Source organism: Roseobacter insulae, from assembly GCF_019375555.1.
Classification (GTDB): domain Bacteria; phylum Pseudomonadota; class Alphaproteobacteria; order Rhodobacterales; family Rhodobacteraceae; genus Roseobacter; species Roseobacter insulae.
This window is the reverse complement of sequence record NZ_JAHXDN010000002.1, coordinates 1053262-1074209: the sequence shown is the minus strand read 5'-3', so window position 1 is coordinate 1074209 and position 20948 is coordinate 1053262. Positions and strand designations below refer to the sequence as shown.

Here is a 20948-nt window from a genome sequence, read left to right as displayed (position 1 = left end):
GAACCGATTGGAGTAAAAGGACACATCAGAAACTGCACTTCAGCGTGAGCTCACACCGCAACACGATAATGTCACCTATGAGCAAAGCAGAAATGTCACTCTGCCCGCAAAGCGCAATGAGGATGAGCAGACGTGGGATGGCTGATGATGAGCGAGCGCGAGTTGAACCGTATGGAAGTGCTGGCGCAGGTGGACGACGGTCGGCTGAGTGTCGACAACGCCGCCAATATGTTCAACCTGACGCGCAGATAAATCTTCAGGCTGTTGAAGTGCTATCGGCAGGATGGTGCGTCGGCCATCCGGCACAAGTCGCGCAGACGTGCGCCTATCAATCAGTTTCACCAAGCCAAGCGCGACTATGCGCTAGGCCTGATCAAGGAGAACTATCCCGACTTCGGGCCAACATTGGCGGCTGAGAAGCTTAAAGAAGATCACGGGCTGAAGGCCTCGCGCGAGACGCTGCGCAAATGGATGCAGGAAGGCGGCATCTGGTTGTCACGCAAGCAGCGGGCACATTCCATCAGCCGCGCTTGCGCCGGGAGTGCTTTGGCGAACGGATCCAAATCGACGGGTCGGATCACCGCTGGTTCGAGGATCGGGGCGATCCCTGCACCCTGCTCGTCTTCATCGACCAAGCAACCAGCACCTTGATGGAGCTGAGGTTCGTCAAATCGGAAAGCACCTTCAGCTGTTTCGAGGCACTTGAGAGTTACCTGCTCAAACACGGTCGCCCTGTCGCCTTCTATTCCGGCAAACACACGGTGTTTCGGGTGGCGAAAGAAGACGCCAAAGGCGGTGCGCGGATCACCCAGTTCGGGCGCGCGCTGAGCGAGTTGAACATCGAGATACTCTGCGCCAATTCGAGCCAGGCCAAAAGTCGTGTTGAACGCGCCGATAGCACGCTTCAGGACCGTCTGGTCAAAGGAACTACGGATCACAGGCATTTCTGACATGGAGGCTGGAAACGCCTGTTTGGAAGGTATCAAGGATCGACATAACGCGAAGTTCGCTAAGGCCCCGGCCAAGTCGGACAACCTGCACCGTGCCTTGAACATTGAACCGGATCGCCTCGCGGAGGTCTTCTGCCTGCGCGACAAACGCTATGTCACTAAGGACTTGACGCTGAAGTACGACCGCAAGCGCATCCGCTTGGAAGTCAATGATCTGACAGGTGGTTTGGTCGGCAAATACGTGGATACCTTTGCGTTTCCGAACGGGCGGCTGGAGATCAGGTGGAAGGGCATGTCGTTCCCCTACTCCGCTTGCGACATGGATCAGCGCGTCACCCACGCAGCCAACACTGAGAACAAGCGCCTCGGTGCAGTCCTGGCTCATATCAAAGAAGAGCAAGAGAAAGCAACTCAATCACCAGAGGTCAAACCCGAGAGTGCGAGGAACGGATACAAGAAGACCGGGTGCCGACCGAGGGACGCTCGTCAAAGATGGAAGCTTACTACGAGCGCAGGCGCGCGGAGCGAGCGGCTGCGGAGGGCTGACTTTAGAGACTAGTGCAATTATGCAGGCGGTATGAGACACGCCGATCATTGGATGGAAAAGCTTCAACTCGACGAGGAATCGCCCTCGCAATTTCGGCTGTCACGCTCGAAGATTATGTATATCGAGAGCAAGGCAGACGGGCTTGAAGGCCCTGCTGTGATTGGGCGTGTCTATTTTTCGAAGTCCGGAAAGACACTGTATTACAAGGGCCTAAAATTCCAGAGCCTGAAGGGTGCAGGCTTCAAAGCGAACTATTTCGAAACCGAGAGCGGCGATTGCTACTGGATTTCAGGACCTCGAAAAGACCAGAATGATCGACTGTACGGCGGCAACAGCGGCGTACAAATTGACGAAGACGTTCGCGACGAATACGCCAACCTGATCTCCTGATCCTACCCCGCAACGCTTTTCAGCCCTGCGATATTTGAGGTCTCCGGGCTGCTAAGCCTTGCTCTGTTGTGACACTTCTGCTTTGCTCACAGGTGACATTTTAGCTTTGCGGCTGTGAACTCACGCTGAAGTGCAATTTCTGATATGTCTTTTTATTCCGATCGGTGCTGGATTTCCATCAGCTTGGTTTCGAAGACTTCGGCTGGGGTGTAGTAGCCCAAGCACTTGCGCGGCGTTGCGTTGAGGCGATGGCAAATCGACCTCAAATATCGATTTGTCAGCGCCGTCGGTTTGGTTGAGCGAGTCAGATACTTCCGCAGCCGGTTGTTCGTGTTCTCGACAGTGCCTCTTTGGTACGGCGCTTGTGGGTCACAGAACCAGGCATCCGCACCGATCCCAGCTTTGAGGTGCTTCCAGGCCGAGAACTCGGTGCCCCGATCAAAGGTGATCGACTTGCGGGAATCTGCGGGCAGGGGAGACAGGCCTTGGATCAGGGATTCGATGATCGGTTTAGATTGGCGATCTTCGTTGCGCATCACGACTGCATAGCGGCTGGCTCGTTCAACCAGGGACGTGACGTTCACCTTTCCATGCTCCTTGCGGAACATCATCAAATCGCACTCCCAATGACCGAACTCGGATCGTTCTGCGATGCGCTCAGGCCTGTGGGACAGGCTTTGAACGTCGAAGATGTGGGTTCGGTTGTGCCTTCGATAGCCGCGCGGTCTGCGACGACGGCGATGTTCGGGAAGGTGACGGTAGAACTGCTTATCGCGGCCGTCTTTGGAATAGGCAAACCGATAGATCGTCTCGTGGCTCACGCGGATCGGATGGCGTTCAAGCCGCATCCGACCTGCGATCTGTTCGGGCGACCATCCAGCCTTGAGTCGGTCTTCAATGGCAACCTTCAGCTCAGGGTGGACGATCATCTTGCGATGGATTGCCCGACGCTTCTCGGACATGGCTTGAGCCGTTAATGCGTAATAGCCGTTCAGGTTTGGCAGTTCCTCGTCTGAATAGAAGTTCCGCTTCAACTCGCGGTAGATCGTAGATGGCGCGCGACCCAACCGATCTGCAATCTCTGGAACTGGCATTCTGGCTTCACGCCACTTGTCGATCTTACGGCGTTCTTCCAAACTCAGGTGAGGGTAGTAGCGTCCCATTCAAAAGACTCCGTACAACGTTCTGTTTTGATACAGAATTTGCACTTCGAACGTGAATCCACCGGTTGCAACACGCCTGTAGCTATAATGTGAATTATGTAAAATCCATGGTATTTACGTGCGTGTTGTCGACTCGCCGGGTCGCAGCATCGGCGTTATTTCCAGTCGTTGGGAGGCTTGGCCTGCACCGCCCTGTTCCAGCAAGCTGGAGATCAGGTGAGCGGTTTGTGATCCGATGTCTGCGGGGCGCGGGTCGACGGTCGTGATGGTCGGACAGGAAATGGCCGAGAGCTCGTAGCCGCCAAAACCGGCAACGGCCATATCGCCAGGGACGGCCAAACCACGTCGGATGCATTCTGTTGTGGCCCCGAATGCAGCAGGGTCCGACACGCAAACAACCGCCTCGGTGTCGGGATATTGCGCCAGAAGCTCCGCCATTGCGTCCGCGCCCTGACGCATCGATATGGGTGGCTTACCACCGGCGATGAACCGCGCCTGATCCAGCAACCCGTGACGTGTCATGCCGGCCACGAATCCGCGTCGGCGGTCGGCGCCCCGGGTGTCCCACACGGTATCGCCCCCGACAAAGGCAATGCGGCGATATCCTTGTTCGACAAGGTGATCGACCATCATCTCCATCGTTGACGCATTCGAAAACCCGACCACGTGATCGATCGGATCGGTGGGTAAATCCCACATCTCGACAACGGGTATGCCGGCCTGCCCCAACAGACGCCGGGTGCGTTCGGTGTGCCGCCCGCCGGTTACGACAATCGCCTCTGGACGTCGGCGCAGCAATTGCTCGATCAGTTCCTCTTCTTTTTCGATGCTGTAGTTGGAATAGCCCAACAGGATCTGCAGCCCCGCCCCATTGAGTTGCGCGGACAGCGATCCTACGGTGTCCGAAAAGTTGCCATTGTCGATGGTGGGAATCGTCACCGCCACAAAGCCCGATTTCTGGGACCGCAGATTGGCGGCTGTGCTGTCAAAAACATATCCCATCTGCTCGGCGATCTCGCGGACTTTCTCTCGCGTCTGCTGGCTGACGGAGCGATCACTTTTGAAGGCGCGGCTTACAGTCATAACCGACACACCTGCCGTGCGGGCGACATCTTTCATCGTGGGAGGTCTGTCCATCCATTACTCCAGTCACCGGCAACACCCGGCTCTTGTCAAACCATCAGAGCGCCTGCACCGCCGTCTTCTTGCGGGCGTCAAAAAAAGTACCGGCGCGGGTCACGAAAACGGCGCCTCTGTCGGGCCCTTGAAGAATTCCATCAGCGCCGCCTGATCCTCGCCACCCAGTCCGGCGGCCGTCAGCATGCGGTGCACTTCCAGACAGAGCGCCGTCAGGGGCATGGCCGTATTGCTGCGTCTTGCGAGGTCCTGCGCCCCGTTGAGATCCTTCACCATGTTGTCGATGCGCCCGGTGCGGCGATAGTCCCTGGTCGCAAAGCGCGGCATGTATTCCTGCAGGATCGCGCTGTCGGCGCGCCCTCCCCTAAGGGCCACCGGGACCTTTTCGGCGGTGACGCCCGCATCAAGCGCCAGTTGCGTGGCTTCGGCGACGGCCAGAAAGCCCAATCCACAGAGGACCTGATTGATCAGTTTCGTGGTCTGCCCCGCCCCCACGGGGCCCATGTGTGTATAATTGCTGGCCACATGTTTGAGAACGGTGTGGGCGTCATCAAAGTCTTTCTCCGTGCCACCCGCCATCAGGGTCAGTTCACCCATCAGGGCTTTTGGCGCACCTCCCGACAAGGGGCTGTCGACCCAGCGCAGGCCCGCCTCCGCCGCCCTGCTCGCAAGGGTTTTTGTCGCGTCGGGATCAATTGACGACATGTCGATGATCAAGGTTCCCGGGCGGGCTCCCTCGACAACACCGCCTGTCCCGAATACCGCGATATCGACTATTTTGGGACTGTTGAGGCTGGTGATCACATAGTCAGACGCCTGGGCCGCCGCCGCTGCACTGGGTGCCGCAACCGCCCCTTTTGCCACGAGGTCCGCTACCTTGTCAGGGTCCAGATCGAAGACGGTCAACCGGTTACCGGTCTCCAGTAAACGTGTCCCTATGGCGCCTCCCATAGCACCGGCACCGATCAACGCAACCTTGGCCGTCATATCTGCATTCCTTCGGTTTTTCGGACCAGTTCAGCAACAATGGCCGCGATGTCCTGATCAATATTCACGGTGATTGACAGCTCGTCCGATTGTGGCGGCTCAAGCGCGGCAAACTGGCTGTCGAGCAAAGACAGCGGCATGAAGTGGTCCTGCCGCGCCTGCATGCGTTCTGCAATCACCGCGCGGGTTCCGGCAAGATGAAGGAAAACAACCTGACCTCCGGCACCCTCCCGCAACCAGTTCCGATACTTGCGCCTCAGAGCGGAGCATCCGATAACCAGCGCGCCGCCATCCTGGCAAAACTGCGCGGCCACCTGTGACAGCCAGGGTGCCCGGTCGTCATCGTTCAGGGGTTCGCCCCGCGCCATCTTCGCTACATTCGCGGCGGGGTGAAGATCATCGCCGTCAATGAAACGCGCGCCGATTTCGCTGGCAAATGCCATCCCGATGGATGTCTTGCCGCAACCGGATACGCCCATGACGATGAAACGGTCCGGGGTCACAGTGATGCCGTGATGCCACCATCGACGAAGACGGTGGTGCCGTTCACAAAAGAGGATGCGTCAGAGGCAAGGAAGATGCAGGTGCCGACCAGTTCCTCGACTTTGCCCCACCTGCCTGCGGGCGTGCGCTTTTCAAGCCACGCGGAGAACTCGGGGTCAGCGACAAGGGCCGCGTTCAGCGGCGTGTCGAAGTACCCCGGTGCAAGACCGTTGCACTGCAACCCGTATTGCGCCCAATCGGTCGCCATGCCCTTGGTCAGGTTCGCGACCGCGCCCTTGGTCATCGTGTAGGGCGCGATGCCGGGCCGTGCAAGGGCGGTCTGGACAGACGCGATATTGATGATCTTGCCGCGCCCGCGCTTTATCATGTGGCGTGCGCAGGCCTGGCCGACGTGGAACACGCTTGCGATATTGGTCTGCATCAGGCGTTCAAAGGCATCCGCGGGAAAATCTTCGAGCGGCGTGCGGTGTTGCATGCCGGCATTGTTGACCAGAATGTCGATTGCACCCGTTTCGGCCTCGAACCCGTCCACCGCATTGCGCACCGCGTCGTGGTCGGTCGCATCAAACGCCAGAACGTCGACCGGGCCATCGAATTGGGCAGCTGCGGCGTCCAGTTTCGCGGTGTCCCGTCCGTTCAGTACAATCGCGGCTCCTGCGGTCTGCAAGCCTTTGGCCAGTGCGAAACCGATACCTTGCGAAGAGCCCGTAATCAGGGCGCGGCGACCGGTCAGATCAAAAAGGTTCAGGCTCATGGGGACTCTCTTTCCTCTCGACAATCGCGTTAACAACAGTTTATGTTATCGTTAACAAGACTTGTCAAGGGACCTCTAATTCTGCCGTGAATACGCAGTGATCCGGCTTCCGGAGGTGCTTGTTCAAAAAGGAACACGGAATGAAATCCATCGTAATTCATGGTCCACGCGATTTGCGCATCGAAGACGCGCGTGTTGATGCGCCGGGTGCGGGAGAGGTTCAGATCGCAGTTGCTGCCGGCGGCATCTGCGGTTCGGATCTGCATTACTATCAGCACGGCGGCTTTGGCACCATCCGCATCAGGGAGCCGATGATTCTGGGGCATGAGGTTTCAGGGCATATCGTTGCGCTCGGGCCGGATGTGACGGGTTTGCGCGTGGGTCAACTGGTGGCCGTGTCGCCGTCCCGTCCCTGCCTGTCCTGCAGGTATTGCGAGGAAGGATTGCATAATCACTGTCTGAACATGCGGTTCTACGGATCAGCGATGCCGTTCCCTCATATTCAGGGTGCGTTCCGGCAGATGCTGGTGGCTGATCAACGGCAATGCGCGCCCGCAGTCGGATTGAGCCCCGGCGAGGCGGCCATGGCGGAACCACTGGCCGTGTGTCTGCACGGCGCGCGTCAGGCAGGTGAATTGCTGGGCAAAAGAGTCCTGGTGACCGGATGCGGGCCTATCGGACTGCTGTGCATTCTGGCCGCCCGCCGGGCCGGTGCCGCAGAGATCGTCGCGACGGATCTGACGGATTTCACGTTGAAAATGGCGCAGGATAATGGTGCTGACCGGGTGATCAATTCCGGAGCGGACCCCGAGGCGCTCAGGGCTTACGAGGCGGACAAGGGCACGTTTGATGTCTTGTTCGAATGCACCGGAGTGGCCCCCGCCCTGGCAGGTGGTATCACCGCGATGCGCCCGCGCGGCACGATTGTGCAGCTTGGTCTGGGCGGTGACATGCAACTGCCGGTACAGGCGATCACCGCGAAAGAATTGCGCTTGTGCGGCTCTTTCCGCTTTCACGAGGAATTCTTTACCGGTGTCGAACTGATGCAAAAGGGATTGATCGACGTAAAGCCCTTGATCACGCAAACGCTGCCGCTGTCGGATGCTGTCGCGGCTTTTGAGGTGGCCAGCGACCGGACGCAGGCCATGAAGGCGCAAATCTCCTTTGCCTAGCCTCCCACACAACAGGGTCATGCTGACTTACGTATCAGCACCAATCGCTGCCAAAGCGCTCTGCGCGACCTCAATGTCCTGTGGGCCCGAGCCGGAGCCCACGCCAATTCCGCCCAGCAGAACGCCACCACGGCGGATCGGCAGCCCGCCCGGCAGTCCGGTCACATCGCCACCTGTCGCAAGGCCGATGCTCGTGCGCACGGCGTCGGGAACGCTGTCGCTCGGTGCGCCGATCGAGGCTGCTGTCCGCGCCTTGCTGAGGGCGCTCTTGCGGCTGAGGAACTTGGACCCAGTCATGCGGATCTCGCCCAGAACTTCGCCGCTGACATCCACGATGACGATGACCTGCGGCTGCGCCATTGCCTCAGCGGTTGAAATGCCCGCCGACAACATCGCCATCACACCTGCATGGGTCAGAGCTTCGGTGGTGGTGAAATACGGGTTCGCCATGGAACAGACCTTTCGATTTGACGCCTCTGGGTGTTATCGTTAACTCAATAAAAAGAAAAGTGGGAGGAACCCTCATGTCATTTTTCGAAATTCACGACCCGGTGTTTGGACAATACGTGATGGGGAACGCGCCGGTAAAGCAGATCGCCACCGGGTTTGACTGGGTCGAGGGACCGGTCTGGTTCGGGGATGCAGGTTGTCTGTTGTTTTCTGACATTCCAAACAATCGAATCCTGCGCTGGACACCGGAAGCCGGCGTCACGACGTACCGACACCCATCCAATTACGCCAACGGACATACCCGCGACCGGCAGGGGCGTCTGGTGTCCTGCGAGCATGGCTTGCGGCGCGTTACCCGCACGGAGCTTGATGGCCGGGTCACGGTCATTGCTGACAGCTACGATGGCAAGCCGCTGAATTCCCCTAATGATGTGGTCGTCAAGTCAGACGGCAGCATCTGGTTTTCCGACCCACACTACGGGATCATGACCAATTACGAAGGTTTCGCCAGCCCGCAGGAGAACCCCTGCGTGGTGTATCGCGCTGATCCTGAAACCGGGGCTCTCGACGTCATGGTCGGTGATATGAACTGTCCCAACGGACTGGCGTTTTCCCCCGATGAATCGTTGCTTTACGTTGCCGATACCGGGCGCATGTTCTCCGATGACGCGCAACATGTCCGCGTCTACGACGTGATCGGCGACGGTGTGGAGAATGGACGCCTGTTTCATAAGATCGATCCCGGTGTCGCGGATGGCATCCGCGTTGATACTGACGGGAACCTTTGGTCCTCGGCCGCAGATGGTGTGCATTGCATAGCACCTGATGGCCGATTGCTCGGCAAGATACTGGTGCCGGAACTGGTGTCCAACATCTGCTTTGGCGGTCGCGCCAAACACGAGCTTTACATCACGGCGACAACAAGCGTCTATCGCGTGACACTGAACAGAGCGGGAGTTCAATTTCCATGACAAGTGAAATCGGCCTGATTGGCCTGGGAACGATGGGGGCTGCCCTTGCCCTGAACATCGCGGAAAAGGGATTTGATATCGCGGTCTGGAACCGCACCACCCAGGTCACGCGTGATTTTCACGCCGATGCCGGAGACCTTGCCGCGAAAATCACGCCGACAGACAGCCTTGGCGATCTGGTTGCGGCCATCAAGCAACCCCGCGCGATCATCTTGATGGTGCCTGCGGGCGAGGCCGTCGATGCACAGATCGAGGCCTTGCGCCCCTTGCTTGGACCCGATGACCTGATCATCGATGCGGGCAATGCAAACTTTCACGACACCAACCGCCGCGCGCGCGAATCTACCGGCCCCATCATGGGGATCGGCGTGTCGGGTGGAGAAGAAGGTGCGCGCCACGGCCCCTCGATCATGGGGGGTGGCAAGCGGGAATACTGGGACCGGGTGTCCCATATTCTGATGGCCATCAGCGCAAAATATGAAGGCACGCCCTGTGCCACATGGATGGGCGAAGAAGGCGCGGGCCATTTCGTCAAGGCCGTGCACAATGGCATAGAATATGCCGACATGCAGATGATCGCGGAAGTGTACGGCATTCTGCGCGATGGCATGGGTTATGGCGCGCCCGCTATCGCGGATGTGTTTGATCGTTGGAACAACGGGCCGCTGCGCTCTTATCTTGTCGAGATTTCGGGAAAAGTCGCAGGGACAACAGATGCCGCAACGGGCAAGCCGCTGCTGGATGTGATCGTGGATGCGGCTGGCCAGAAAGGCACAGGGCGCTGGACGGTCATCGAGGCACAGCATCTTGCCGCCCCGATCCCGGCCATCGAGGCGGCAGTGGTCGCGCGCAATCTTTCGTCGCAGCGCGATGCGCGGGCGGCGGGCGAGGCGCTTTTCGGACCCGCCCCAAGGGCAATGGCTGACGGCACACTCAGCATCGAAGCGCTCGAACAAGCCATGATCGGCGGCAAGATCCTGTGCTACGCGCAAGGCTTTGCAATGATTTCCGCGGCATCCGACGCCTTTGGCTGGGCCTTGCCGTTGCCGGAGATCGCCCAGGTCTGGCGTGAAGGCTGCATTATCCGGTCTGACATGTTGAATGACATGGCGTCGGCGCTGTCGGATGATCCCGGGCGCAACCTGATGTTTGCGCCGTATTTCGCGGAGCACCTCAAGAATTGCCACGAGGCGTTGCGGCAGGTCGTCGCGCAAGCCGCGTTGCATGGTCTGCCAGCGCCTGCCCTTGGGTCGGGCCTCACCTACTTCGATGCCATGCGGACGCATAGAGGGACCGCGAATATGATCCAGGGCCAGCGTGATTATTTCGGCTGGCACGGATTTGCGCGGCTCGACGATGGCACAACCGGGCAGCACGGTCCCTGGGCGCAATAACTCCGAACACCACCGATGACGCGGTCACTTTCGTCATTATGAGCCGTGCTGAGGCCGGCTTGTAATCCTGTTCATCACAAAAAATGTTATCGTTAACTTTTTTGTTGACTCGCGTTATGCCCCGCCCGATGATCGCAAGTGTTATCGATAACTTCAACTGTCGGTAGCAAGGGGAGGAAACGCATGTCCCAGAGCGCATCATCGCAACCCAAAGGCCTGCGGTTTGATCACATCGTGAAGACTTTTGGCGGCACCCACGCCCTGCGCGGGGTCTCGTTGGATGTCGCGCGTGGTGAAATCGTTGCTCTTCTGGGTGAGAACGGCGCCGGAAAATCGACCTTGATCAAGGTTCTGGGTGGCATCCACACGCCGGACAGCGGCTCGGTCACCATAAACGGGGCACCTTACAAACACGTCGCTGGCGCGGTGAACGAGCGGCAGGCCGTTGCTTTCATTCACCAGGACCTGGGCCTCATCGAATGGATGAGCGTCGCCGAGAACATTGCGCTTGCTGTTGGGTATATCCGCCGGCGCGGGCGCGTTGACTGGCAGGCCACCGACAAAATTGCTTGCGAGGCCCTGTTGTTGGTCGATGCCGATTTCGCGCCGACAACACGGGTGTCCGATCTGTCGCGCACGGAGAAATCGCTGGTGGCCATCGCGCGCGCTCTGGCGGTGGAATGCGACTATCTCGTGCTTGATGAACCCACGGCCTCTCTGCCTGCGGACGAGGTTGAACGGTTGTTCGCCGCGCTCCGCCCGCTGCGCGACAAAGGTGTGGGGATGATCTACGTCTCCCATCGGTTGGACGAGATTTTCCAGATTGCAGATCGGGTGGCCGTCTTGCGAGATGGCGAGATGGTCGGATTGCGCGAGATCTCTGAAACCGACCCGGAGGATCTTGTGGGTCTGATCGTTGGTGGCAAAACGCGGGATATTGCAAGGCCGGACGCGCAGGCGGGGTCGGCGGTTCTCGATGTCAAAGGCCTCAGAACGGCTGCGGCGGGTCCTGCGGATTTCACCGTGCAAAGGGGTGAAATGCTGGGCCTTGTCGGGTTGCGCGGCGCCGGGCACGAGGATATCGGGCGGGCCCTTTTTGGTCTTATGCCGCATCAGGGGGCCGTGACACTGCTGGGTCGCCACCCCGATCTGTCATCGCCGATTGCGGCCGTGCAATCAGGTATCGGGTTCGTCGCGCGCGACAGGGTCGTGGAATCCATAGCCCCTGCCCTGACAATCCGCGAGAACGCCTACCTCAATCCCCTCACCCACGGGCGGAAACTCTTTTCTTTCATGGGCGCGCGCCCGGAAGACGGTCAGGCCCGCAAACTGGGACAGCGCGTTGGTTTGTCTCCCAATGATCCCACCCTTGCCATCGAGGCCTTGTCAGGTGGAAACCAGCAGAAGATCGTGGTGGGCCGATGGCTCGACACCGGTCGCAAATTCCTGATTGCCGAGGATCCGACGGCGGGTGTCGACGTTGGTGCCAAGGCAGAGATTTACCAGTTGCTTTACGAGGCGATGGCCGCGGGCATGGGGGTCCTCGTTGTCTCCACCGATTTCGAAGAGATTGCCAACATCTGTCACCGCGCCCTCGTTTTCAGCCGCGGCGTGCCCGTGACGGAAGTCTCCGGCGAGAAGTTGACAACACAAACACTCATTCAGGCCGCGTCGGCCGGTGAAGCGGCCTGAGGGAGGTCTCCACGTGAACTCGATCGAATCCGATGCATTAGAGCCAACTAAGGATCAATTGGCCGATATGACTCTTGCGCAAAAGCTCATCCGCCTGGCACCGGTCTACGGGCTTGTCATACTGATGTTCGGGCTTATCCTCCTGTTCTCGATCCTGCTGCCGAACACCTTTCCCACGATGCTAAATCTGCGGTCGATCGTATCCGACAAATCGATCATCGCATTGCTGTCCCTTGCGGCCATGATCCCGATGGTTGCGGGCCGCATCGACCTGACCGTGGGCTACGGCATCGTGCTGTGGCACATACTGGCGATCTCGCTGCAAACGCTCTACGGGTTTCCTTGGCCATTGGCGGTGATCACGGTCATCGGCCTTGGTGCGCTGACCGGGCTGGCAAACGGCTTTCTGGTGGAAATCGCGAAAATCGATGCATTCATTGCCACCTTGGGCACCGGCACCGTGCTCTATGCGCTGGCGCTCTGGCACACGGGCGGGCGGCAAGTCGTCGGGGTTCTGCCGGATGGGTTTTACGCGCTGAACGGCACCTTCGTGCTGGGCCTGCCGATCACCGGATTTTACGTTCTGGCGATTACTGTCGTGTTGTGGCTCATCCTGGAATACACGCCCATCGGGCGGTTTTTATACGCCATCGGGGCGAACCAGAAGGCCGCGGCGCTCAACGGTATTCCGACCCGGAAGTATGTTGTCGGGGCGTTCGTTGCATCCGGCACGCTGACCGCTGTCACTGGCGTGCTGCTTGCTTCGAAACTCCGGATTGGCCAGGCTTCTGTCGGTCTTGAGTTCCTGCTGCCGGCACTTGTGGGGGCCTTCCTTGGCTCTACGACCATCAAACCGGGTCGGGTGAACGTCTGGGGGACCATCGTGGGCGTTGTTATTCTGGCGGTGGGTATTTCCGGCATTCAGCAATTTGGCGGGTCGTTCTGGGTGGAGCCGATGTTCAACGGCCTCACTCTGCTCATCGCAATCGGCATCGCGGGCTATGCGCAACGCAAGAAAGGTGCTGGTCCGAAGTAATCAACCATATCTGAGAAAGGGAGGACACCATGCTCAGAAGAACACTAACTGCCTCACTATTGGCACTGGCCGTCGCAGGCCCCTCATTTGCCGATGCCGTGTCGGACGCCATGGCCGCCGTGAAACTGCACGCAGGACAGAAAACCGAGTGGGATGGCCCAACGTCGGGCCCGGTCGCTGCCGGTGCGGGCACCATTGTTGTCCTTGCGGGAGATCTGAAGAACGGCGGCATTTTGGGGGTGACCAATGGTGTTGAAGAGGCGGCAGCTGCCATTGGCTGGGACGTGCGCGTGCTCGATGGAGCCGGTTCCATTCAGGGGCGCACCGCGGCGTTTGGTCAGGCCTTGGCACTCAAACCTGCCGGGATCATCATCAACGGATTTGATTCCGTCGAACAACAGGCGGCATTGGAGCAGGCACAGAATGCCAATATTCCGATGGTGGCATGGCACTCCGGTCCGGTGATCGGATGCAACCCGGGCAACGGCATTTTCGCCAACGTCTCCACCGACGCCATGCAGGTGTCGGAAGCAGCCGCGCAATGGGCATTCGCAGATGCCGGGGGTGAACCCGGTGTGGTGATTTTCACCGACAGCACCTACCAGATTGCCATCGCCAAGGCGGATCGCATCAAGGAGACCATTGAAAAACTGGGCGGTACGGTTCTGGAATATGTCGATACGCCAATCGCGGATACCTCCAGCCGGATGCCAACGCTGACAACCGCACTGCTGCAACGGCATGGGGATAAGTGGACGCACAGCCTTGCGATCAATGACATCTACTTTGACTTCATGGGCCCAAGCCTCGCCTCTGCCGGTCTGGGCGGTGATCAGAAACCTCTGGCGGTTGCGGCAGGCGACGGGTCAGAGAGCGCCTACCAGCGCATCCGCTCCAACCAATATCAGGCCGTAACCGTGGCCGAACCGCTAAACCTGCAGGGATGGCAGCTGGTCGATGAGCTGAACCGGGCGATCCAGGGCGAAGCCTGTTCCGGTTACACGTCGCCGTTGCATGTGGTGACACAGGACAATGTCGCCTTTGACGGAGGTGAGAACAACATCTTCGACCCGGGCAACGGCTACCGTGAGGAATACAAGAAGATCTGGGGCAAGTAATTCCGGCCTGAGCAAATAAGGATGCCGACCGCCATTACCGGTGGTCGGCACCCGCCCGGTCTGGATGTTCCTCAAGGACGCTTGACCCATGTTCGTTTGCATTGAATGCGTTTAAAAGAAACGCATGACTGCAACCGCGCACCCGAATCCCCGCGAAGACCTGATAGTCTGCCCCAAATGCGATGCAGCCTATGCGCTTGTGCGGCCGGGTCCGGGAGAGCGCGCCGTCTGCCACAGGTGCCATACGGTGCTGATCACACCGCGCCGCAAGGCGGGCATGCAGATCATTGCCTTGTCGGTTGCTATTCTCGTGCTGATCGTTGCGGCTGCGATTTTTCCATTCCTGTCCATTTCTGTCGGCGGCGCGAAGAACACCGTGTCGGTTCTTGATGCTGCACTGGCCTTCAGCGACGGGCCAATGATCGTGTTGTCGCTGACCACGGCGGCGCTCATCATCTTCATTCCGCTGACCCGCGTGCTGCTGTCGCTTTACGTGCTTGTTCCTATCGTTCTGGACAAGCCGCCTGCTCGCAATGCGGCGCAGGCCTTCAGATTTGCAGAAGCGTTGCGACCGTGGTCGATGGCCGAAATTTTCGCCATCGGATGCGCCGTTGCACTGGTAAAGATCAGTGATCTGGCCGATGTCGGATTCGGCCCGGCGTTCTGGTTGTTCGTCTGCCTCGTGGTTCTATTCGTGGTGCAGGATAATTTTTTGTGCAGGTGGTCAGTATGGTACGCGCTCGGCAAGCCGGCAAAATCCTGAACGCCAAAGATCTTGGCGTTGTCGCCTGCACGCGCTGTGCACAGGTCTGGCCGCTTGGCGTGACCACCTGTGACCGCTGCGGTCATCGCGTCTACCGCCGTGATGTCAAAAGCCTGCAACGGGTTTGGGCGCTCTGGCTCATGGGGCTGATTTGCTACGTCCCGGCGAACCTCTACCCGATGCTGCGAACCCGCACGCTGCTCAGCGTTCAGGAAAGTACAATTGTCGGGGGCGCCATCGATCTGATCGAATACGGCAGCCTTGGCGTGGCGCTGATCATCCTGATCGCCAGCGTCGCGATTCCGCTGGGCAAATTCATGGCCATCGCCTTTCTTGCGATTTCCGTCACGCGTCCCTCGACGGTCTCGAAAAATCAACGACAGCTGCTCTATGAAGTGGTGGAGTACATAGGGCGCTGGTCCATGATCGACATCTTTGTGGTTGCGATCCTGTCGTCGCTGGTGCAACTCAATATTCTGGTGGCCATAAGCCCCGGTCCCGCCAGCCTGTTTTTTGCGTTATCGGTTATTTTCACTATGCTCTCAGCACAAGCTTTCGACAGTCGGATGATCTGGGACGCGCACCAGTGGCGCGAAGGACAAACCAAAGATGAGTGACGCCCCGGATCCAGTGCCCATTGACCCCGCGCGCGAGAGTTTCCTTGGCCGCGCGTCGATTGTCTGGGCTATCCCATTTATCGCACTTGTGCTGGCCCTCATGGTGGCTTGGCAGTCCTACAACGACCGCGGGCCGTTGATCTCCATCGAATTTGAAAACGGTGCTGGTATCGTTGCAGGCAGTACCGAAGTGCGCTTTCGGGATGTGACCGTGGGCGTGGTTGAGGACGTTACCTTCGCCGAAGGGCTGGAGGGCGTTGTCGTTCAGGTCAGGCTGGAAAAGGAAGTCGCCCGGTTTGTCGACGCGGGCGCATCCTTCTGGGTGGTCCGTCCGGAGTTGACCGTGCAAGGCGTGTCCGGTCTCGACACGGTCTTGAGCGGTATTTTCATCGAAGGCTCGTGGGACAGCGAGATCGGCCCGGCCCGCTTCACCTTCAAAGGGCTGGAAATCCCGCCGCTGTTTCGGCCGGGTCAGGAAGGTTTGCAGATTGCCTTGCGCACGACGTCGGGCGGCGCTCTTACCGACAACAGCCCGATCCTGTTCCGGGGCATCGAAATCGGTCGTGTCGGCCCTGCGCGTATCTCGCCTCAGGGCAATTTCGCCATCGCCGAAGCCATCATCTATGAACCGCATGGCCGCTTGGTCACCCGGAACTCAAGATTCTGGGATACATCGGGTTTCAGCGTATCCATTGGACCGTCCGGTGCGGAGGTTGACTTCTCCTCGCTCGCAACCCTTGTGGGAGGCGGCATAACGTTCAACACTTTCGTATCCGGTGGCGCCCAGGTCGCGGACGGGACAGTGTTCGAGGTTTTCGTGGACGAGGCAACGGCGCGAAACAGCGTCTTCAATACATCCGAAGCCGATTTGCTCGAATTGCGCGTGATCTTTGATGAAAACATCTCCGGTCTGGCGGTTGGTGCGCCGGTGGAACTCAGCGGTCTGCGCATCGGCTCTGTCGAAAGCCTTTCCGGGATCGTGGACCGGGAAGAATTCGGGGATGCGCGGGTGCGCCTGAACGTGATCATTGGTATTCAACCCACCCGGCTGGGGCTGTCCGGCGACATTGAACCGGAGGCGGCGGTGACCTTCCTGAATGCCCGTGTGCAGGAAGGCCTGCGCGCGCGTCTTGCGTCGGCGAGCTTGCTGACCGGCGGGTTGAAGGTGGAACTGGTGGAGATCGAGGACGCGCCTGCCGTTGGCCCGATCGCGCAGGGCGATGGCCCGCCGACGATACCATCCACCGATAGCGAGATTTCGGATGCGACGGCCACGGTCGAAGGGGTGTTCACCCGGATCAACAGCCTGCCGTTCGAAGAGTTGCTCAACAGCGCCATCGGCTTCATGCAAGGAGCGGAGGCATTCATCTCCAGCGACGATTTGCGGCAAACTCCGCAAGAGGTGCGGGCGCTGCTGAATGACGTCCGGATGATCGTGACGTCGCAGGACGTGCAGCAAATCCCCGCCTCGCTCAACGCGGCGATCCTGCGGGCCGAAACGCTGCTCTCTCAGGTCGAAGAAGGCCAGGCGGTAGACCGCGTGGTGGAGGCGATCAGCGCTGCAACCGAGGCTGCCAACTCCGTGAATGCCTCGGTCGCCGGAATTCCGGAGTTGATTGACGGGCTCAGCGGTGTTGCAGCCAAGGCCGAGGCCCTGCCGCTGGAAGAACTGACAGTACAGCTAACGGATCTTCTGGCCTCGGCTGACGCCATTCTCGGCAGGCCCGAAGCACAGGACCTGCCTGCGTCGCTTGGCGCTGCCCTCGATGAACTGAATGCCACGCTGACGGAACTGCGCGAGGGAGGTGCGGTGCGCAATGTCAATGCTACGCTCGATTCCGCCCGTGAAGCCGCCGATGCCGTTGCCTTATCAAGCAGGGATCTGCCGCAACTGGTGGAGCAGATCGCGGATGTTTTCGATCAGGCCAGTCGTACAATCGAGGGGTACAACAAGGGCGACGTGATCAGCCGGGATGCGCAGGCGGCATTGCGAGACATTTCCAAGGCGGCAAACGCGCTCACGGCGCTTGCGCGCCTGTTGGAGCGAAACCCAACAGCGCTCATTAGGGGACGATAGACATGGCACGCATCACATCAGCTTTCTGCGCCGTCGCATTTGGTCTTCTGGCGGCCTGTGCGCCCGCTCCCGACCGCTACGTGATCCCTGCGCCCGACGTCGCGGACCGTCAGCGCATTGCCTTTCAATCGGTCGAAATCCGGGAAATCTCGCTCCCCGCCTATGCGGCGTCGGATGAGATTTCAAGCCAGAGCGCTGACGGAAGGCTCACCAGCGATGGAGGCGTGTTATGGGCTGACACACCTGAGCGCGCCGTCGCCCTGGAGCTTGCGCGCCATCTCTCCCGCCTGAGTGGCGCGCGCGTGGCGTCCGCCCCCTGGCCGTTGGAAGCGCTGCCCGATGCCCGGCTGGAATTGCGGTTCGAGAGCCTTGTTGCACGCGATGACGGTCAGTTCCGGGCAAACGGGCAGTACTTCGTGGCGGTTGCGAACGGCGGGCGCGAAAGGTCCGGCCTTTTCGATCTGTCCCGCACGTTCGATCCGGCGGGTGGCCCGCAGGCAATTGCTGCCGCGCGCGGGCAAATCATTCTCGACCTTGCGCAATACATTGCGATCAATGGATTGCGCTAGATTTCATGTTGCCAGTCGGTGAGCGCTTGCGCCACGCGTGAAAGACCCTTCTCCAGGTTCACGTCGGCGCCACCACCGACCCCAAGCCGGATGTGGTTGGGCTGATCATAGGCACTGCCCGGCAACAGAAATGTCGAATAGGGAGGTTGTAACAACCGGCGGGCAAAATCGTCGCTGTTTATCCTGTCGGGCAGACGGCCAAGGCCGATCAGGCCCGCTTGCGGCGGAACCCAGGTCAAATGCGGCTGATCCTCAAGCCAGTCGGTCATCCGCGCAAGATTGCTGGCCCCTGCCATACGAGCCGTGTTTATCGCCGGGCCCAAACGATCCGGTCGCAGGGCGATTTCGGCAATGACTTCGCCCATGATGTTCATGATTTCAGACGAATTCTCTCGCAGCACCACTGCGTCCATGACCAGATCAGGGTCGGGGCAGATCAGCCAGCCGGTCCGCAACCCCTGTAATCCCAGCGCCTTGGAGACGGAGCCGGTTGTGATCCCCCGCGCGTACAGCCCGGCAACCGATGGGGCTCTGGGGCCATGCCATTCCAACCCGGCATAGACTTCATCGACAATCAGCCATGCGCCGATGCGATCAGCAATTTGCACAACATCCTGCAATTCCGCCCGCCCCAGAACCTGCCCGGTCGGGTTGTTCGGGTTGCTCAGAAAGATAATGCGCGTCTTCGGGGTCACCGCGTCCCGGAGCGCGTCGAGGGGTAACTGCCAGCCATCCCTTTCACAACGCGCAACCTTGACAACCGTTGCCCCTATCGCGCGGGCAAGCACCTCTGCCTGAGGCCATCCCGGCGTTTCGATCACGATCTCGTCGCCGGGCTGCAGCAGCTGCATGATCGCGAGGTAATTCGCTTCAGCAGCGCCCGCCGTGATCAGGACGTCCTGCCGTTTGCAGACACCCTGCAGACCTGCCTGCAACAGCACGTGGTCCCGCAGGTCCGGCAGGCCCTGAAAATCGCGATTGTTCCAGTCCAGCGGAAGCGAGGGGTCAAGCTCCTCCAGAAAGTCACCCAGGGTTGGCGACGCCGACAGGGAAAACCCGACGATTGCTTCGGGCTCTGAATCCGTTGTTTCCAGAAGGTATTGGAACAAGGTGTGTATCTTGACTTTCACAGGTGGCATCCCGTCTAGTTCACCCGCAACAAGAGAGGTCACCGGCAGGTTATGCAACCCCTTCTAAAAGGTCGCCCGCTGCGCATGGCCATTCTCGACTACGGCTTGTTTCAGGTGCATGCGAACAACCGGATCATTGGCATCTGTGGGTTCCTCATCCAGACCGACGCGGGAGAGACAGTGTTGATCGACACAGGGTTTCCAGAGAAATACGCCGAGGATGCCAACGCGGCGACAGCCGAGGATGATCTGGGCAGCTTTGGCCGCGTTCTGTCGATCACGTATCGCAATCTGGCCCCGGCACAATTGGCGCTTCTGGGGATATCCCCGGCGAACGTCGATTTGATGATCCAGAGCCACACACATATCGATCACGTGGGGTTCATGGATGGGTTTCCCGGTGTGCCCATTGTGATTGCGGCGGCGGAACGCGCCCTGCCCCGGCCACTCTACTGGGCCGGTAAGCAGGCAATGGAATGGCCGGACCGCGACTATATCGAAGTGACCGGAGACGTGACACTGGGTCCCGGTTTCGACGTGCTTTTCGTGCCCGGCCACGCGCCCGGCCAGTTGGCGTTCATGCTGGAGCTGCCGGTTACCGGGCCGGTCTTGCTGACGTCGGATGCCATCAGCCGCGCCGATGAAATAGAGGAAGCATTTGCCGGATCATGGGATGAAGAGCTGGCAATAGCACATGGCGCGCGGTTGATGCAGATGGCGGCGGACCGGCAGGCCAAAGTGATCTTTGGCCACTGCCCCGCGCAATGGCCAACGCTGCGCAAGGCGCCCGAATGGTATGATTAGCGCACGTCCCTTCCCTGGTTGAGGATGATCACATTGCCGCTGCAGATGTCACCTGCCGGTGAGATCAGAAATCCGACCCAAGCCGCAACTTCTGATGGTTGCATTGCGCGCCCGTGCGGCATTTGCGCAATCGCCCGGGCAAGAACTTCTTTGGTCACGACCTTGAAAAGCGGCGTTTCGGTCATTGCCGGCGCAAGAGAGTTCACCGCGATCCTGTCGCTTGCGAAGCGGCGCGCAAGATCCTTGGTCAAGGTGTCCATCGCGGCCTTTGACGCCCGATAGTGCGGCGGATCGAAGACATCGAAATTGTAAGCCCCGTTCGAGGAGATGTTCACGATCTTTCGCACGCCGTCCCGCCCCATCATTGCTTTCACGGCCTGTTGGCAGCAATGGAACGCGCTTGAGAAATTCAGCGCCATCTGACGCTCGAATTCATCTGCCGGAATATCCGGAAACTCTGACATCAGGCAGGTGCCGGCGTTGTTTACAAGGGCGTCCACGCCGCCGTGGCCTTCCCTGATGTCATCGAAGGCCGTTGCAATTGCGGTCGGGTCTGTCAGGTCAACGGATATCCCGTCGAAACCGGGGGTCGCCATGTCTGACAAACCTGCGGTATCCACATCAAGACCCATCACGTGAAACCCGTCTTTCAGCAACTGCGCGACGATGGCGCGCCCCATGCCCCCCGCGGCACCGGTCACAACAGCGATTTTCGACATATGA

General features: G+C 59.5%; 20 protein-coding genes and 1 pseudogene. 13 read left to right on the top strand and 8 right to left on the bottom strand.

Annotated features, from left to right (window positions below; genetic code table 11):
• Nucleotides 1-132 precede the first annotated feature (132 nt).
• Together KX928_RS11370 and KX928_RS11365 are read left to right on the top strand one after the other, a co-directional pair.
• Nucleotides 133-1509: pseudogene (locus tag KX928_RS11370) on the top strand (ISNCY family transposase).
• Nucleotides 1510-1527: 18 nt separating this feature from the next.
• Nucleotides 1528-1887, top strand: coding sequence for a 1-deoxy-D-xylulose-5-phosphate synthase (locus KX928_RS11365; RefSeq protein ID WP_257883666.1), 360 nt, complete (start codon nt 1528-1530; stop codon nt 1885-1887).
• A gap of 152 nt (nt 1888-2039) precedes the next feature.
• On the opposite strand, the gene KX928_RS11360 is transcribed toward KX928_RS11365, so the two are convergent.
• From KX928_RS11360 to KX928_RS11340, 5 genes are all read right to left on the bottom strand, one after another.
• Nucleotides 2040-3050, bottom strand: coding sequence for an IS30 family transposase (locus tag KX928_RS11360; RefSeq protein WP_219502019.1), 1011 nt, complete (start codon nt 3048-3050; stop codon nt 2040-2042).
• A 114-nt stretch (nt 3051-3164) separates the two neighbouring features.
• Nucleotides 3165-4187, bottom strand: a complete 1023-nt coding sequence (locus tag KX928_RS11355) for a LacI family DNA-binding transcriptional regulator (protein ID WP_257883665.1) — start codon at nt 4185-4187, stop codon at nt 3165-3167.
• Nucleotides 4188-4286: 99 nt separating this feature from the next.
• Nucleotides 4287-5174 (bottom strand): NAD(P)-dependent oxidoreductase, encoded by an 888-nt coding sequence (locus KX928_RS11350; RefSeq protein WP_219502017.1) that lies wholly within the window; start codon nt 5172-5174, stop codon nt 4287-4289.
• Entirely contained in the window at nt 5171-5677 is a 507-nt protein-coding gene (locus KX928_RS11345; protein ID WP_308342293.1) for a gluconokinase, read from the bottom strand. Before KX928_RS11345 ends, KX928_RS11350 begins: the two co-directional genes overlap by 4 nt.
• Nucleotides 5674-6432, bottom strand: a complete 759-nt coding sequence (locus KX928_RS11340; RefSeq protein ID WP_219502015.1) for an SDR family oxidoreductase — start codon at nt 6430-6432, stop codon at nt 5674-5676. The genes KX928_RS11345 and KX928_RS11340 overlap by 4 nt, the downstream gene beginning before the upstream one ends.
• A 140-nt stretch (nt 6433-6572) precedes the next feature.
• Here KX928_RS11340 and KX928_RS11335 point away from each other — a divergent pair, with 140 nt between their 5' ends.
• The gene (locus KX928_RS11335) at nt 6573-7604 is read left to right on the top strand and encodes an L-idonate 5-dehydrogenase (RefSeq protein WP_219502013.1); all 1032 of its coding nucleotides are present in this window, start codon (nt 6573-6575) and stop codon (nt 7602-7604) included.
• A 27-nt stretch (nt 7605-7631) separates the two neighbouring features.
• Here KX928_RS11335 and KX928_RS11330 read toward each other — a convergent pair whose 3' ends face one another.
• The gene (locus tag KX928_RS11330; protein ID WP_219502011.1) at nt 7632-8054 is read right to left on the bottom strand and encodes a GlcG/HbpS family heme-binding protein; all 423 of its coding nucleotides are present in this window, start codon (nt 8052-8054) and stop codon (nt 7632-7634) included.
• A 74-nt stretch (nt 8055-8128) separates the two neighbouring features.
• Here KX928_RS11330 and KX928_RS11325 point away from each other — a divergent pair, with 74 nt between their 5' ends.
• From KX928_RS11325 to KX928_RS11285, 9 genes are all read left to right on the top strand, one after another.
• On the top strand, nt 8129-9025 hold the full coding sequence (locus KX928_RS11325; protein WP_219502009.1) for an SMP-30/gluconolactonase/LRE family protein: 897 nt from the start codon (nt 8129-8131) through the stop codon (nt 9023-9025).
• Nucleotides 9022-10419 (top strand): NADP-dependent phosphogluconate dehydrogenase, encoded by a 1398-nt coding sequence (gnd, locus tag KX928_RS11320; protein ID WP_219502006.1) that lies wholly within the window; start codon nt 9022-9024, stop codon nt 10417-10419. The genes KX928_RS11325 and gnd overlap by 4 nt, the downstream gene beginning before the upstream one ends.
• A gap of 183 nt (nt 10420-10602) precedes the next feature.
• Complete coding sequence (locus tag KX928_RS11315; RefSeq protein WP_219502004.1) at nt 10603-12111, top strand: sugar ABC transporter ATP-binding protein; 1509 nt, start codon at nt 10603-10605, stop codon at nt 12109-12111.
• Nucleotides 12112-12124: 13 nt separating this feature from the next.
• Nucleotides 12125-13147 (top strand): ABC transporter permease, encoded by a 1023-nt coding sequence (locus KX928_RS11310; protein ID WP_219502002.1) that lies wholly within the window; start codon nt 12125-12127, stop codon nt 13145-13147.
• A gap of 29 nt (nt 13148-13176) precedes the next feature.
• Nucleotides 13177-14265: a substrate-binding domain-containing protein gene (locus KX928_RS11305; RefSeq protein ID WP_219502000.1), complete on the top strand. Its 1089-nt coding sequence runs from the start codon at nt 13177-13179 to the stop codon at nt 14263-14265.
• Between the two features lie 124 nt (nt 14266-14389).
• Nucleotides 14390-15028 carry a paraquat-inducible protein A gene (locus KX928_RS11300; protein WP_219501998.1) on the top strand — a complete coding sequence of 213 codons (639 nt, stop codon included), beginning with the start codon at nt 14390-14392 and terminating at the stop codon, nt 15026-15028.
• Complete coding sequence (locus KX928_RS11295; RefSeq protein ID WP_219501996.1) at nt 14995-15645, top strand: paraquat-inducible protein A; 651 nt, start codon at nt 14995-14997, stop codon at nt 15643-15645. Before KX928_RS11300 ends, KX928_RS11295 begins: the two co-directional genes overlap by 34 nt.
• A complete protein-coding gene (locus tag KX928_RS11290) occupies nt 15638-17722 on the top strand; it encodes an MlaD family protein (RefSeq protein WP_219501994.1) in 2085 nt (694 codons plus the stop codon). Before KX928_RS11295 ends, KX928_RS11290 begins: the two co-directional genes overlap by 8 nt.
• 2 nt (nt 17723-17724) lie before the next feature.
• On the top strand, nt 17725-18291 hold the full coding sequence (locus tag KX928_RS11285) for a PqiC family protein (protein ID WP_219501992.1): 567 nt from the start codon (nt 17725-17727) through the stop codon (nt 18289-18291).
• Here the strand turns inward: KX928_RS11285 and KX928_RS11280 are convergent.
• Entirely contained in the window at nt 18288-19421 is a 1134-nt protein-coding gene (locus tag KX928_RS11280; protein ID WP_219501991.1) for a pyridoxal phosphate-dependent aminotransferase, read from the bottom strand. The genes KX928_RS11285 and KX928_RS11280 overlap by 4 nt on opposite strands.
• 51 nt (nt 19422-19472) lie before the next feature.
• On the opposite strand from KX928_RS11280, the gene KX928_RS11275 reads away from it, so the two are divergent.
• Nucleotides 19473-20225, top strand: coding sequence for an MBL fold metallo-hydrolase (locus tag KX928_RS11275; RefSeq protein ID WP_219501989.1), 753 nt, complete (start codon nt 19473-19475; stop codon nt 20223-20225).
• Here KX928_RS11275 and KX928_RS11270 read toward each other — a convergent pair.
• Nucleotides 20222-20944, bottom strand: coding sequence for an SDR family NAD(P)-dependent oxidoreductase (locus KX928_RS11270; protein WP_219501987.1), 723 nt, complete (start codon nt 20942-20944; stop codon nt 20222-20224). The genes KX928_RS11275 and KX928_RS11270 overlap by 4 nt on opposite strands.
• Nucleotides 20945-20948 lie beyond the last annotated feature (4 nt).